We start from the raw sequence: 13,003 nt of genomic DNA on the forward strand, positions 1-13,003 counted from the left end.
TGAAGGGGGTCCCTCCCTGTTCGAGCGAAGCCGAGAACTTGGGGGCGCGTGCATGGCGTCGCGGGGCAGACGGGAATGTGACGACAGGACCTAGGCGGACTCCCACACCTCCACGTCCACCACGGCCGCCACCGGAATCGGCCCGTAGATGTGCGGGAACTCCTCACCCCCGGGCTTGACCGCCTCGTAGCGCAACGGCACGTCCAGCCGTTCGGGATCGATGACCAGGAGCACCAGCTCGTCGGGGCCGTCGTACCCGCCGTACAGGAAGGAGGCGATCGCGGGGACCTGGTGCCGCAGCGAGCAGTGGATGAAGCCCTCCTCCTGGAGGGTGCGGCCACGTGTGGACATCTCGTACGCGCCGACCGCGCGGGCCGCGTCCCACAGGGAGCGCTCGGTGAGGTGCAACAAGGGTTCGGACATGCCGCCACGCTACGCGTCGACGACCGACGACCGACGACAACGCCGCTCGGGGCACCCCCTGACCGAAGAGCCTGGGGAGGGCGTGCCGGACAGCCCCTTCTCGCCCCGTCCCTCCCATCCCGCTCAGATGTCTCCGGCGCCGTCCAGGATGGGGCGGATGACCACCGGGTAGTTCGTGGCGCCCTCGGGGCCGGGGCAGCGGGTGACGCGCTCGGCGATCTCGGTGACCCGCTCCAGGCTCTCGCACTCCAGTACCCAGTAGCCGGCCATCAGCTCCTTGGTCTCGCTGTACGGTCCGTCGGTGACGACGGCCTTCCCGTCCTTCCCGGCCGTGACCAGGCGGGTCTGTGCCGGTTCGGCCAGCCCCTGCCCGTCGATGAGTTCACCGGACTCCGAGAGGTCGTCGTTGATCGCGCCCATGTACGCGTACATCGCCTGCAGCTCCTGCTCGCTCCAGGCCGGGGCGTGCGCGGAACCCTTGCCCCGCATGCCCTCGTAGTCCGCCTGCGTGCCCTGCACCATCACCAGGTACTTCATGAGTCCGCTCCTTCGGCTTCCTCGGCTCGGACCGCCCGTGGCGGGCGGCTCTCACAGGGGACGTCGGAGCCGGCCCTCGTCTCTCTGCACGGGTGCGCGCACGCGTCAGGATCTTTCCGCGACGGACTCCCCGGGATGCTCCCGGGGCTCCCCGGTGTCCTTGCCGGGTTCGGATCCGGTCCCGGGTACGGACCGGGACTCCGCGCCGCCTCTGGACCGGGCTCCGACCCCGGGCTCGCCGACGTACGCCTCGCACTCGGGGTTGTGGCAGGGGCCGGGACCCCATACGGGAACAAACGCACCCAGCGTCTTGTGGCGCCGCACGACGGTGGTGACCGGCTGCCGGCAGGCGGGGCAGACATGCTCATCGGTGCCCATGCATTCAGGGTAGGGCGGGAGAGGCTTCAGCGCTTCCTGCTGTACGTCCGCACGAGGACACCGTTCTCGAACGCCCGCACCTCGCCGGGGGCGAACTCGGTGACGGCGAAGTCGGCGCCGAACATCGGCATGCCTGAGCCCAGCACCACCGGGTACGTCTTGATGACGAACTCGGCGCCTCGCGCCGGAGCCCGGCGTTCTCGCCGGGCTCCGGAAGGGGCCGCGCGACCGCACGGGCCATCTCGCCCTCTTCGAGCCGCGCCCGGAGGCCACCCGCCGCCCGGCGCTGCGCGCCGCGTGCAACGAGTCGGTACGCGGAGATCAGGAGGGAGTGAGCCCCGGCCCGATCAGGCCCCCCGCTCGGGCTGCGGCTCCCGCCACATCGGCCACATCCGCGGGCCGTCCGGCAGGTCGAGGGGGCGCCCGGTGAGGTCGAAGCCGAGACGCTCGTAGAGCCGGCGGCTGTCGGCGTTGCTCGCCTCCAGATAGGCCGACAGGCCCTCGCGGTCGCAGCGGTCGAGGACCGACCTGACGAGCGCGGTGCCGAGTCCCTCGCCCTGGCGCTGCGGCGCCACGCCGATCATCCACAGGTACTCGTGGGCGCGGCCCGCGGGGTGGATCCCGGCCGTCAGGCGGCCGATCAGCTCGACCCGCTCGTTGTCCGGGTCGACGGCCTCACGCAGCCGTACGGGACCGTCGTCCTCGTCGTCGGCGTGGCCGGCGTCGGCGGGCACGGACAGCCACAGCGCGCACGCCGAGCCGTCCTCCGTGACGTCGACGCGGCCCTCGGCGAGCACGACCTCGGTGAACATCGCCATCAGTCCGGGGTGCTTGGCGCGGCGGTGCGCCGCGTCCGGAAAGACCCAGACACTCACCGGGTCGTCCTGGAACGCCTCGTCGAGCAGCCGGGTGACCAGCTCCCGGTCGCCCTCGTCCGCCGTCCGGATCGCCACGCCCATGTCCCACCCTCTCGCCTCAACCGCCGCTGATCGTACGGCTGTTGCAGCCTAGGGCCTGTCGGGCCGTCCGGGCCCGAGAGGGGCGGGCCCCGCGCACCGTGGGGATGCGCGGGACCCGTTCCGGCCGGAGCCCGGTGCCGTACGGAGGTCAGGTGCCGTACGGTCCCGGAGGCTCCGGGGTCTTCAACCGCCCTTCTGAAGGGTCGAACGGGTCATCTGAAGGGTCGAGCGGCTCAGTTGCTGCGCCGCGTCACGAACTCCGCGAGCGCGAGGAGGCCGCCCGCCGCCTCCGGGTCGGGGATCGCCCGGGACAGCTCGTGCATCGCCCGGGACATCCGGTCGGCCGCCTGGAGCTGCGCCCAGTCACGGCCGCCCGCCCGCTCGACGGCCAGCACCGTGCGCTCCAGCTCCCCTTCCTCGTAGGGAACTCCGTACAGCTCGGCGAGTTCCGTCGCCGCCGGGGTGCCGGAGGCGAGCGCGGCGACCACGGGCAGGGACTTCTTGCGGGCGATGAGATCCGCCCCGGCCGGCTTGCCTGTGCGGCTCGGGTCCCCCCAGATCCCGATCACGTCGTCGATCAGCTGGAAGGCGAGCCCGGCCTCCCGGCCGAACGCGTCCAGCGCGTCGACGTCCTCCTCGTCCGCCCCCGCGTACAGCCCGCCGAGCGCGCATGCGCAGCCGAGCAGCGCGCCGGTCTTGGCCTCGGCCATGGCGAGCACTTCGTCGAGGGTGACCTCGGCGGGTCCGCGCTTCTCCATGGCCGTGTCCGCGTGCTGTCCCTCGCACAGCTCGACGACGCAGGACGCGAGCCGGGCGGCGGCGGCCCGGGACGCCGGGTGCGAGTCCTCGGCGAGCAGCCGCTGCGCGAGCGCCTGCATGGCGTCCCCGGTGAGGATCGCGTCGGCGTCGCCGAACACGGTCCACGCGGTGGGGCGGTGTCTTCGGGTGGTGTCCCGGTCCATGACGTCGTCGTGCAACAGCGTGAAGTTGTGGATCAACTCCACGGCGGCCGCCGCCCGTACGGCGGCCGCGTGCTGACCGCCGAGCGCTCCCGTGGCGGTGAGCACCAGGGCCGGACGGATCGCCTTGCCCGCGTTGCCCGCCGCCGGGGTGCCGTCCGCGTGCTCCCAGCCGAAGTGATAGAGCGCGATCCGGCGCATGGATCCCGGCAGCGAGTCGACGGCCCTGCGCAGCTCGGGGTCGACGGACGCCCGGGCGTGCTCCAGGATGCCCGCCGCCTCCTGGCCGTCCAGCGGGCCGGGCGCGACCTGCCGTTCCATGGGCCTCCCGTCCGCGGAACCGCCGCCCAAGGAACCGCCGTCCGATGGACCGCCGTCCAAGGAACCGCCGTCCATGGGCTTGCCGATGAGGCCCCGCATGTCCAGGGTCTCGGCCGGACTCCGCCTCGCCCCCGGTGTTCCCGCCTGCTCGGGCGGGAACACGACGGCCGGCGTCGGGAAGGTCACCGCCAGCGGCCGATCTCGACGTTCTCCAGGATGCCGAGGGCGTCCGGCACGAGAACCGCCGCCGAGTAGTACGCCGTCACCAGGTAGGAGATGATCGCCTGTTCGTTGATGCCCATGAAGCGCACCGACAGGCTCGGCTCGATCTCGTCCGGGATGCCCGCCTGCTGGAGGCCGATGACACCCTGCTCGGCCTCGCCGGTACGCATGGCGATGATCGAGGTCGTACGGGTGTCGCTGACGGGGATTTTGTTGCACGGGAACAGCGGCACGCCGCGCCAGGTCGGGATGCGGTTGCCCGCGATCTCGATGCTCTCGGGGACCAGTCCGCGCTTGTTGCACTCGCGGCCGAACGCGGAGATCGCGCGCGGGTGGGCGAGGAACAGCTTGGTGCCACGCCGGCGGCTGAGCAGCTCGTCCAGGTCGTCGGGGCTGGGCACGCCGTCGTGCGGCTGGAGCCGCTGGTCGTACTCGCAGTTGTTGAGCAGTCCGAACTCACGGTTGTTGATGAGCTCGTGCTCCTGGCGCTCCTTCAACGCCTCGACGGTGAGGCGGAGCTGCTGCTCCGTCTGGTTCATCGGCTGGTTGTAGAGATCGGCCACGCGCGTGTGCAGGCGCAGCACGGTCTGGGCGATGCTCAGTTCGTACTCGCGCGGCGCGGCCTCGTAGTCCACGAAGGTGCCGGGGATGTCCTGCTCCCCGGTGTGGCCGGCCGCGAGGTCGATCTCCTTCTCGCCGTACTTGTTGGTGCGCTGCTCCGGAATCGCGCGCAGCTCCGTGAGGTGTCCGCGCAGGGAGTCGGAGCGCTCGGCGACCTGCTCGAGGTCCCGGCGGGGCAGCGCGAGCACGGTGACCGCGGTGACGGCGCGGGCCGTGTACTCCCAGATGGCGTCCGGGTCGATGAGCGCCTGCTCGCCGAAGTACGCGCCGTCGGCGAGGACGCCGAGGACCGCGTCGTCGCCGTACGGGCCGGTGCCGATCTTCTCCACCTTGCCGTGCGCGAGCAGGAACACCTCGTCGGACGGACTGCCGAACGAGGCGAGCACTTCGCCCGGTGCGAACTCCCGCTGCTGGCACCGCTGGGCGAGCTCGCCGAGCACCTCCTGATCCTCGAACGAGCGGAGCACGGAGAGCTCGCCGAGCTCCGCGGGGATGACCTGCACACGGTCACCGGTCTTCACGAACGTCACACGGCCGTCGCCCACGGAGTAGCTGAGCCGCCGGTTCACGCGGTACGTGCCACCCTGCACGTTCACCCACGGAAGCATGCGCAGCAGCCACCGTGAGCTGATCTCCTGCATCTGGGGTGCGGACTTGGTGGTGGTGGCCAGGTTCCGCGCGGCCGATGTGCCGAGACTCTGCTGCGGCTTGCCCTGACCCGCACGGACCTCTTCGCCTACCGACATGAAAATTGCCCTCCCGGTCATGCACTGATCTGCGCCGACCAGCCTTCCATCACGGAGCGTACTGGTGCTATTACACGAATGAGCGGGAATGGATCACGGTGGATTGGGCAGAGAGTCCGCTTTTGTCGATCGATCGAACAGGCCGGAGCCGTTGCCCTCGAACAGCCGCAGTCGTCGCCGTCGAACAGCGCGGAGCCGTTGCGAGCGGGAACTCCGAGATCAGGCCAACCGTTTGACGCGGTGACGGACGACGACAGGAGACGGCAATGGCAGGCTTCCTGGACCGCGCCAAGGAACAGGCGCAGCGAGGGCTCACACAGGGCAAGCAGAAGCTCGACGAGGTGCAGGCGCAGCGTGCGGGCGGCGACCTCCTGAAGAGACTGGGCGCGGCGTACTACGCGGAGCGGCGCGGCAGCGGCTCCCCCGAGGCGACCCAGCAGGCCCTGCAGGCGCTGGAGAGCCACATCGCCGCTAACGGGGACGCGTTCCTGCGCTCCTGACGGACCTCGCGGACGCGCCGTGAACACGCTGGTCAAACGCGCCTGCGCCCCTGACCGGATCGACTCGCACACCGTACGAACGGCTGGGCCGGAGCCCCCGGTTCCGGGTACAAGCTGCGGTACGAGACGGCCGCGACCGGTGGCCGCCGCGCAGTGCGAAGGAGGCGGTCATGGCCCCACCCATGTCCGCGGGCGGTTTCCTGGACCGGCTCAGGGAGGAAGGCCTCACCGTCGTCGAGGTCGGCGACTGGGAGCATCACAACCGCAATCACAAGGGGCCCTGGGGTCCGGTGTACGGCGTGATGATCCACCACACGGTGACCTCGGGCAGCGAGCACACCGTCGGGATCTGTCGTGACGGCCGCCCGGATCTGCCCGGTCCGCTGTGCCACGGCGTCATCACCAAGGACGGTGTCCTGCACCTCGTGGGCTACGGCCGGGCCAACCACGCGGGTCTGGGTGACGACGACGTGCTGCGCGCCGTGATCGCGGAGAAGGCGCTCCCGCCGGACAACGAGGCGAACACCGACGGCAACCGCCACTTCTACGGCTTCGAGTGCGAGAACCTCGGCGACGGAAAGGATCCGTGGCCCGAGGTGCAGTTGGAGGCCATCGAGAAGGTCGCGGCCGCGATCTGCCGCCACCACGGCTGGACGGAGCGTTCGCTCATCGGCCACCTGGAGTGGCAGCCGGGCAAGGTCGACCCGCGCGGCTTCACGATGGCCTCGATGAGAGAGCGCGTCCGCGACCGCCTCAAGTGACGGACGGGCGCGGGGCGGCCGCCCGCATACCGGACAGGTGTCCGACAATGGTGGGGTGCCCAGCCCCGCAACCCCGGACCGCCCGAACACCCCGGCCACTCCGGGCGTCCCCGAAGCGCTCGACCCCACCGGTCTGCGGCCGCGGCTGCCCTCGCCGCTGTACCAGGTCGCGGACGAGCGCTTCGCGCGCCATGGCGTACGGCTGCTGCTGAAGCGGGACGATCTGATCCACCCGGAGCTGATCGGCAACAAGTGGCGCAAGCTCGCCCCGAACCTCCGCGCGGCGGCGGGCCGCACGGTGGTCACCTTCGGCGGCGCGTACTCCAACCATCTGCGCGCCACCGCCGCCGCGGGCCGCCTCCTCGGGCTGACGACCGTGGGGGTGGTCCGCGGCCAGGAGCTGGCCGACCGCCCCCTCAACCCCTCACTGACCCGCTGCGCGGCCGACGGCATGCGACTGCACTTCGTCGACAGGTCGACGTACCGCCGCAAGAGCGAACCGGAGAAGCTGGCCGCCCTGCTGCGCTCGATGGACGCCGAGGACGCGTACGTCGTCCCCGAGGGCGGCAGCAACTCCCTTGCCGTACGCGGCTGCCAGGAACTCGGCGCGGAGCTGCGGGGCCACGACGGTGTCGACGTGGCCGCCCTGGCCTGCGGCACCGGCGGCACCCTCGCCGGCCTGGCCGCCGGTCTCACCCCCGACCAGCGGGCCCTGGGCATCCCCGTCCTCAAGGGCGGCTTCCTGGAGGGCGACATAAGCGCCCTCCAGAATGCCGCCTTCGGCGGCCACCGCGGCACCTGGTCCCTCGACGACCGCTTCCACTTCGGCGGCTACGCCCGCACCACACCCGAACTCGACACCTTCGCCGGGGACTTCGAACAACGCCACGGCCTGCCCGTGGAACGTCTCTATGTCGCCAAGATGCTCTATGGACTTGTCACCCTGATGGAGGAGGGGGCTTTCACACGGGGGACGACGGTGGCGGCGGTGATCACGGGGGCACCGTTCTGAGCCCTCGCACGGCCCTGACCATCCTTACGCCGCCTCCCGATAGGCCGCCGCCTCCTCCAGGTCGAGTCTGCGCAGGAGGGTGCGGAGCATCTCGTCGTCGATGTAGCGGTGGTCGCGGAGTTTCACGAAGACCTCGCGTTCGGCGCCGATCATCTCGCGGGACAGACGGCGGTAGGTGTCGTCGGCGGTCTCCCCGGTCACCGGGTTGACGGCGCCGAGCCGCTCCCAGACGGCGTTGCGGCGGCGTTCCAGGACCGAGCGGAGCCGGTCGGCGAGCGGCGGGGGCAGGGCGTTGCGCTCGTCGTCGAGGAGTGCGTCGAGGTGCTCCTCGGCGACCCGGGACGCCTGCGCCTGGGCGTTCGCCTCCGCGAGCGTCTCCGCCTGGACGTCGCGCCCCGGCAGCTTCAGCAGGCGGATCAGAGGGGGCAGGGTCAGCCCTTGGACGACCAGGGTCCCGATGACGGTGGTGAAGGTGAGGAAGAGGAGGAGGTTGCGATCGGGGAAGGAGGCACCGCCGTGCACGGTCAGCGGGATGGAGAAGGCGATGGCGAGCGAGACCACCCCGCGCATTCCGGCCCAGCCGATGATGAACGGCCCCTTCCAGGTGGGGGACCCCTCGCGCTCCCGGACGCGCGCCGACAGGATCCGGGGCAGGAAGGTGGCGGGGTAGACCCACACGAACCGGGCGGCGACCACGACCAGGAAGACGGCCACCGCGTACCAGGCGGCCTGGGCTCCCTGGTACTGGCCGAGGCCCTTGAGGACGACCGGCAGCTGCAGTCCGATCAGGGCGAACACCGCCGACTCCAGGACGAACGCGACCATCTTCCACACCGCCTCCTCCTGGAGCCGGGTCGCGAAGTCCACCTCCCAGGCACGGTGGCCGAGGTAGAGCGCGACGACGACCACCGCGAGCACTCCGGAGGCGTGCACCTGCTCGGCGATCCCGTACGCGACGAAGGGGATCAACAAGGAAAGGGTGTTCTGGAGAAGTGCCTCCTTCAGGTGCGTGCGCAGCCAGTGGATCGGCACCATCAGGACGAGACCGACGACCACACCCCCGACCGCCGCGAGCAGGAACTCGCGGACACCGCCCGCCCAGGTCGCGCCCTCGCCGACCGCGGCGGCGAGGGCCACCTTGTAGGCGGTGATCGCGGTCGCGTCGTTCACCAGGGACTCGCCCTGAAGGATCGTGGTGATCCGCGAGGGCAGCCCCACCCGGCGCGCCACCGCCGTGGCCGCCACCGCGTCCGGCGGCGCCACCACCGCCCCGAAGACCAGCGCCGCGGGCAGCGGCAGGCTCGGCACGATCAGATAGGCGGCCCAGCCGACTGCCAGCGTCGCGAAGAGCACGTACCCCACCGACAGCAGCGCGATGGGCCGCACATGCGCCCGCAGATCGAGGTACGAGCTGTCGCTGGCCGCCGTGTACAGCAGCGGGGGCAGCACCAGCGGGAGCACGATCTCCGGGTCGAGTTCGTATCCGGGCACTCCAGGGACGTACGAGACGGCCAGGCCCGCCGCGACGAGCAACAGCGGCGCCGGCACCGGGGTGCGACGGGCGAGCCCGGCGACCGCGGCGCTCCCCGCGACCAGCAACAGCAGTGGCAATACGTGCATCGTCTTCCGCCCGCCCTCGTTTTCGCGCGACATCCCGCACGCCCGACGTAACCTGGCAATCATGAAACAGTGCACGCACGCCGACGAGCTGCAGCACCCCGAACCCGGGCCGCTGAGCGAGACCTGCCTGGAATGCCAGGCCGCCGGTACACATCCGGTGCAGTTGCGGCTGTGTCTGAGCTGCGGGCACCTCGGCTGCTGCGACTCCTCGCCGCTGCGGCACGCGACGGAGCATTTCAAGGAGACCGGACATCCCGTGATGCGTACCTTCGAGCCCGGTGAGGGCTGGCGCTGGTGCTTCGTCGACCACGTACTGGTGTGACCCACGGCTCGGACGGTTCGACCGTCTGACGCCTGGGTACGTCAACCCGGCGCGCGCTCTTCCTATTTGGGCCCGCAGACCCCTAGCCACTGTCCGTACTCATAGGCTTACTATGAGTGACAGCAAGGGGCGGGGTCCCCAGGACAGGAAACTTGGGAGCGCGGTAGCGTCACCGCTGAACCACCTAGCGCGTTACCCCGGGGGGCGACCCTCGGCCCCCGAAAAGAGCTCGAAAGAGCTTGTACCACCTTGGAGGTGAGGGTGTCCCAGATCGCAGGCGAGCCCGCGACGAAGGACTTCGTGGAAGTCCGGCTGCCGGCCGCGGGTGCCTACCTGTCGGTGCTGCGTACGGCTACGGCCGGTCTCGCGGCCCGTTTGGACTTCACCCTCGACGAGATCGAGGACCTCCGCATCGCGGTGGACGAGGCCTGCGCGATTTTGCTGCAGCAGGCCGTCCCCGGATCGGTGCTCAGCTGTGTCTTCCGGCTCATCGACGACTCGCTCGAGGTGACGGTCTCCGCTCCGACCACTGATGGTCACGCTCCGTCACGGGACACGTTCGCGTGGACCGTTCTGTCGGCGCTCGCGGGCAAGGTCGACTCCACCGTCGCCGAGGACAAAACCGTTTCGATCAGCCTCTACAAACAGCGCGGCGCGGGACCCGGGCCGGCGTGAGGAACGGGGACGGGCCGGTGCGGGACGAAGAGCGCGGCACACGGGAGCTTCCCGCCGGACGTGTCGACGGCCTCGACGGGCCCCGGCGCGCGGTGGAAGGCGTCGACGGCATCCCCGAACAGGCCCGGCCGCACCCGGAGGACGCACAGGAGAGCCTCCTCTCCGGCCAGGAGGACGGGCAACGGGATCCGGAGGGTGCCGCGCCGAGCACGTCCTCGGAAGGGCGGCGGCTGGTGACGGGCGGGACTATGAGCGAGCACGAGCGACACGACAAGCCAGAGGTGCAGAGCGTGCAGGGCACGCAGCACGGGCCGAGCGCCCAGCACATCCAGCACGACCCTCACGACCGCAGCGGCGCGCGGGCGATGTTCATCGAGCTGCGCAAGCTGCAGGACGGCAGCGCGGAGTACGCGGAGCTGCGCAATCAGCTGGTCCGCATGCACCTCCCGCTCGTCGAGCACCTCGCGCGCCGCTTCCGCAATCGCGGTGAGCCGCTGGACGACCTCACCCAGGTCGCGACCATCGGCCTGATCAAGTCGGTCGACCGCTTCGACCCGGAGCGCGGCGTCGAGTTCTCGACGTACGCGACTCCGACGGTCGTCGGCGAGATCAAGCGGCACTTCCGCGACAAGGGCTGGGCGGTGCGGGTGCCGCGGCGCCTGCAGGAACTGCGCCTGGCCCTGACGACGGCGACGGCCGAGCTGTCGCAACAGCACGGGCGCTCTCCCACGGTCCACGAACTGGCCGAGAAGCTGGCCATCTCGGAGGAGGAGGTCCTGGAGGGCCTGGAGTCCGCCAACGCGTACTCCACGCTGTCGCTGGACGTCCCCGACACGGACGACGAGTCCCCGGCGGTCGCGGACACGCTGGGTGCGGAGGACGAGGCCCTGGAGGGCGTCGAGTACCGGGAGTCGTTGAAGCCCCTGCTCGAGGACCTCCCCCCGAGAGAGAAGCGGATCCTGCTTCTCCGATTCTTCGGCAACATGACCCAGTCGCAGATCGCGCAGGAGGTCGGCATCTCCCAGATGCACGTCTCCCGCCTGCTGGCCCGCACCCTCGCCCAGCTCCGCGAAAAGCTCCTGGTCGAGGAGTAGAGGAGTAGTCGAGGAGTGACCTGGCAGCCGCCGAGCGGGGCTCACGACCGGCGTGGACCCTGCCGAAGTGCCGGAGCTACTCGATCTCCTCGGCGGCACCGGGGCCGCGGATGCCCAGCGCCCGGGTCGTCTCGGAATTGACGAGCAGGACCAGCGCCGTGATCGCGACCGCCGCGAGGGCGATTCCGGCGGGGATCGCCACGCTGTCCGCCTGGAGCAGGCTGTAGGCGACGGGCAGCGCCATGATCTGGGTGATGACCGCGGGGCCCCGGCTCCAGCTGCGGCGCAGCAGCAGACCGCGGGCGGCCAGCAGGGGCAGCAGCGCGAGCACGATCAACGTCACACCCAGGGTCACGCCCTGCTGCCGGTCTCCCGAGCCACCCGTGGCCCCCAGGACGAGCATCCACACGCCCCCCACAGCGAGGACCAGCCCCTCCAGGGCGGCCAGCGCGGCCGCGGCGGTCAGCCGTCCGGGACGGGGCTCTGCGGTGGGGGCGTCGGGGGTGGGGATCTGCTCAGCGCTCACCCCCGAAGGGTATCCCTCGGGCCCCGACGCGCGGCCGGACCCCGGCCGCTCCCCCACCGCCTCCCGCACCTCACCGTGTCGAGACTCACGCCCTTATCTCTTACCGGATCCCTAACTCGGTCTGGGACCAGTACCCCTCGGTAGGTACGCTGCATCGCATGCGTGCACTTCTCGTGGTCAATCCGGCAGCTACCACCACAAGTGCGCGCACGCGCGATGTCTTGATCCACGCGCTGGCGAGCGAGATGAAGCTCGAGGTGGTCACCACCGAGTACCGCGGGCACGCACGGGACCTCGGCCGGCAGGCCGGGGAGAGCGACGACATAGAACTGGTGGTCGCGCTCGGCGGCGACGGCACCGTCAACGAGGTCGTGAACGGCCTCCTGCACAACGGCCCCGACCTGGACCGTCTGCCCCGCCTCGCGGTGGTCCCCGGCGGTTCCACCAATGTCTTCGCCCGCGCACTGGGTCTGCCCAACGACGCCGTGGAGGCCACCGGCGCCCTGCTGGACGCGCTCAGAGAGGACCGCGAGCGCGCGATCGGCCTCGGTCTCGCCGCGGGCACCCCCGGCACCGAGGACGAAGCCGTCCCCTCCCGCTGGTTCACCTTCTGCGCGGGGCTCGGCTTCGACGCGGGGGTGATCGGCCGGGTCGAACAGCAGCGCGAGCTCGGCAAGCGTTCCACCCACGCCCTCTATTTGCGCCAAGTGGCACGTCAGTTTTTGGACGAACCTCACCGCAGGCACGGAACGATCACACTGGAGCGGCCCGGCCAGGACCCGGTCACCGATCTTGTGATGTCCATAATCTGCAACACCTCGCCCTGGACGTTTCTCGGCAATCGTCCGGTGTACGCGTCACCTAAGGCTTCGTTCGATACCGGGCTCGACGTACTCGCTCTCAACCGCATGTCGACGGGCGCGGTTGCCCGGTATGCCACCCAGTTGCTCACTTCGTCCCCCGAGCGCGGCCCCCATGGCAAGCACGCCCTGTCTCTGCACGACCTGACCGACTTCACCTTGCATTCGAAGGCGCCGCTCCCCCTCCAGATGGACGGTGACCACCTGGGACTGCGGGCCAGCGTGACGTTCACAGGCGTACGCCGTGCACTGCGTGTGATTGTGTGAGCGGAAGGGCCCAAAGTCCTTTCACTCGAACGTTTAGACCAGGGTCCACCCCATGGAAGTACGGCTGTGACCTAGTCGACACCGAGGAATCAAAAAAAACTTTCCGGAAGGGGTTGTATCCGCCGCTGAGGTTTGCGAGTCTCTACGTGGCGATCGGGACGGCCCGCAACATCGGCCCCACAGAGAGCCAGAACCCCTCC

The 13,003-nt window shown here is 70.5% G+C and carries 15 protein-coding genes and 1 pseudogene; 7 read left to right on the forward strand and 9 right to left on the reverse strand.

Annotated features, from left to right (window positions below; translation table 11 throughout):
• Positions 1 to 90 precede the first annotated feature (90 nt).
• The 7 genes and pseudogenes from ACFVWD_RS49085 to ACFVWD_RS49115 all read right to left on the reverse strand — a co-directional run bounded on the left by ACFVWD_RS49085 (position 91) and on the right by ACFVWD_RS49115 (position 5,166).
• Positions 91 to 423 carry a DUF952 domain-containing protein gene (locus ACFVWD_RS49085; RefSeq protein ID WP_389604973.1) on the reverse strand — a complete coding sequence of 111 codons (333 nt, stop codon included), beginning with the start codon at positions 421 to 423 and terminating at the stop codon, positions 91 to 93.
• Between the two features lie 123 nt (positions 424 to 546).
• Positions 547 to 960 (reverse strand): YciI family protein, encoded by a 414-nt coding sequence (locus tag ACFVWD_RS49090; RefSeq protein ID WP_389604975.1) that lies wholly within the window; start codon positions 958 to 960, stop codon positions 547 to 549.
• Positions 961 to 1,065: 105 nt separating this feature from the next.
• Positions 1,066 to 1,338, reverse strand: a complete 273-nt coding sequence (locus tag ACFVWD_RS49095; RefSeq protein ID WP_389604977.1) for a hypothetical protein — start codon at positions 1,336 to 1,338, stop codon at positions 1,066 to 1,068.
• A 26-nt stretch (positions 1,339 to 1,364) separates the two neighbouring features.
• A pseudogene (locus ACFVWD_RS49100) lies at positions 1,365 to 1,511 on the reverse strand (dihydrofolate reductase); the annotation flags it as partial.
• A gap of 174 nt (positions 1,512 to 1,685) precedes the next feature.
• Positions 1,686 to 2,297, reverse strand: a complete 612-nt coding sequence (locus ACFVWD_RS49105) for a GNAT family N-acetyltransferase (protein ID WP_389604979.1) — start codon at positions 2,295 to 2,297, stop codon at positions 1,686 to 1,688.
• A 233-nt stretch (positions 2,298 to 2,530) separates the two neighbouring features.
• Complete coding sequence (locus ACFVWD_RS49110) at positions 2,531 to 3,577, reverse strand: family 2 encapsulin nanocompartment cargo protein polyprenyl transferase (RefSeq protein WP_389604998.1); 1,047 nt, start codon at positions 3,575 to 3,577, stop codon at positions 2,531 to 2,533.
• 182 nt (positions 3,578 to 3,759) lie between these two features.
• The gene (locus tag ACFVWD_RS49115) at positions 3,760 to 5,166 is read right to left on the reverse strand and encodes a family 2B encapsulin nanocompartment shell protein (RefSeq protein WP_384911403.1); all 1,407 of its coding nucleotides are present in this window, start codon (positions 5,164 to 5,166) and stop codon (positions 3,760 to 3,762) included.
• 266 nt (positions 5,167 to 5,432) lie between these two features.
• Between ACFVWD_RS49115 and ACFVWD_RS49120 the strand changes: the two genes are divergently transcribed.
• The 3 genes from ACFVWD_RS49120 (at position 5,433) to ACFVWD_RS49130 (ending at position 7,439) form a co-directional block, all read left to right on the forward strand.
• Complete coding sequence (locus ACFVWD_RS49120) at positions 5,433 to 5,666, forward strand: hypothetical protein (RefSeq protein ID WP_101400585.1); 234 nt, start codon at positions 5,433 to 5,435, stop codon at positions 5,664 to 5,666.
• Positions 5,667 to 5,836: 170 nt separating this feature from the next.
• A complete protein-coding gene (locus ACFVWD_RS49125; protein WP_389604981.1) occupies positions 5,837 to 6,427 on the forward strand; it encodes an N-acetylmuramoyl-L-alanine amidase in 591 nt (196 codons plus the stop codon).
• 133 nt (positions 6,428 to 6,560) lie between these two features.
• Complete coding sequence (locus tag ACFVWD_RS49130; RefSeq protein ID WP_389605000.1) at positions 6,561 to 7,439, forward strand: 1-aminocyclopropane-1-carboxylate deaminase/D-cysteine desulfhydrase; 879 nt, start codon at positions 6,561 to 6,563, stop codon at positions 7,437 to 7,439.
• 24 nt (positions 7,440 to 7,463) lie between these two features.
• Here the strand turns inward: ACFVWD_RS49130 and ACFVWD_RS49135 are convergent, their stop codons facing one another.
• A complete protein-coding gene (locus ACFVWD_RS49135; protein ID WP_389604982.1) occupies positions 7,464 to 9,059 on the reverse strand; it encodes a Na+/H+ antiporter in 1,596 nt (531 codons plus the stop codon).
• 61 nt (positions 9,060 to 9,120) lie between these two features.
• Between ACFVWD_RS49135 and ACFVWD_RS49140 the strand changes: the two genes are divergently transcribed.
• The 3 genes from ACFVWD_RS49140 to ACFVWD_RS49150 all read left to right on the forward strand — a co-directional run bounded on the left by ACFVWD_RS49140 (position 9,121) and on the right by ACFVWD_RS49150 (position 11,150).
• The gene (locus ACFVWD_RS49140) at positions 9,121 to 9,381 is read left to right on the forward strand and encodes a UBP-type zinc finger domain-containing protein (RefSeq protein ID WP_389604983.1); all 261 of its coding nucleotides are present in this window, start codon (positions 9,121 to 9,123) and stop codon (positions 9,379 to 9,381) included.
• 261 nt (positions 9,382 to 9,642) lie between these two features.
• Complete coding sequence (locus tag ACFVWD_RS49145; protein ID WP_054228129.1) at positions 9,643 to 10,056, forward strand: anti-sigma regulatory factor; 414 nt, start codon at positions 9,643 to 9,645, stop codon at positions 10,054 to 10,056.
• Positions 10,057 to 10,073: 17 nt separating this feature from the next.
• Positions 10,074 to 11,150 carry an RNA polymerase sigma factor SigF gene (locus tag ACFVWD_RS49150; RefSeq protein ID WP_389604984.1) on the forward strand — a complete coding sequence of 359 codons (1,077 nt, stop codon included), beginning with the start codon at positions 10,074 to 10,076 and terminating at the stop codon, positions 11,148 to 11,150.
• A gap of 76 nt (positions 11,151 to 11,226) precedes the next feature.
• On the opposite strand, the gene ACFVWD_RS49155 is transcribed toward ACFVWD_RS49150, so the two are convergent.
• Positions 11,227 to 11,676 (reverse strand): hypothetical protein, encoded by a 450-nt coding sequence (locus tag ACFVWD_RS49155; protein ID WP_389604985.1) that lies wholly within the window; start codon positions 11,674 to 11,676, stop codon positions 11,227 to 11,229.
• 158 nt (positions 11,677 to 11,834) lie between these two features.
• Between ACFVWD_RS49155 and ACFVWD_RS49160 the strand changes: the two genes are divergently transcribed.
• Positions 11,835 to 12,803, forward strand: a complete 969-nt coding sequence (locus ACFVWD_RS49160) for a diacylglycerol/lipid kinase family protein (protein ID WP_389604986.1) — start codon at positions 11,835 to 11,837, stop codon at positions 12,801 to 12,803.
• Positions 12,804 to 13,003 lie beyond the last annotated feature (200 nt).

The sequence above is a fragment of the Streptomyces sp. NPDC058086 genome (assembly GCF_042885015.1).
GTDB lineage: Bacteria > Actinomycetota > Actinomycetes > Streptomycetales > Streptomycetaceae > Streptomyces.

What these genes read in the sequence shown, in the direction of transcription:
- ACFVWD_RS49085 (WP_389604973.1), bottom strand. Translation starts at nt 423, where the DNA reads ATGTCCGAACCCTTGTTGCACCTCACCGAGCGCTCCCTGTGGGACGCG.
- ACFVWD_RS49090 (WP_389604975.1), bottom strand. Translation starts at nt 960, where the DNA reads ATGAAGTACCTGGTGATGGTGCAGGGCACGCAGGCGGACTACGAGGGC.
- ACFVWD_RS49095 (WP_389604977.1), bottom strand. Translation starts at nt 1,338, where the DNA reads ATGGGCACCGATGAGCATGTCTGCCCCGCCTGCCGGCAGCCGGTCACC.
- ACFVWD_RS49105 (WP_389604979.1), bottom strand. Translation starts at nt 2,297, where the DNA reads ATGGGCGTGGCGATCCGGACGGCGGACGAGGGCGACCGGGAGCTGGTC.
- ACFVWD_RS49110 (WP_389604998.1), bottom strand. Translation starts at nt 3,577, where the DNA reads ATGGAACGGCAGGTCGCGCCCGGCCCGCTGGACGGCCAGGAGGCGGCG.
- ACFVWD_RS49115 (WP_384911403.1), bottom strand. Translation starts at nt 5,166, where the DNA reads ATGTCGGTAGGCGAAGAGGTCCGTGCGGGTCAGGGCAAGCCGCAGCAG.
- ACFVWD_RS49120 (WP_101400585.1), top strand. Translation starts at nt 5,433, where the DNA reads ATGGCAGGCTTCCTGGACCGCGCCAAGGAACAGGCGCAGCGAGGGCTC.
- ACFVWD_RS49125 (WP_389604981.1), top strand. Translation starts at nt 5,837, where the DNA reads ATGGCCCCACCCATGTCCGCGGGCGGTTTCCTGGACCGGCTCAGGGAG.
- ACFVWD_RS49135 (WP_389604982.1), bottom strand. Translation starts at nt 9,059, where the DNA reads ATGCACGTATTGCCACTGCTGTTGCTGGTCGCGGGGAGCGCCGCGGTC.
- ACFVWD_RS49140 (WP_389604983.1), top strand. Translation starts at nt 9,121, where the DNA reads ATGAAACAGTGCACGCACGCCGACGAGCTGCAGCACCCCGAACCCGGG.
- ACFVWD_RS49160 (WP_389604986.1), top strand. Translation starts at nt 11,835, where the DNA reads ATGCGTGCACTTCTCGTGGTCAATCCGGCAGCTACCACCACAAGTGCG.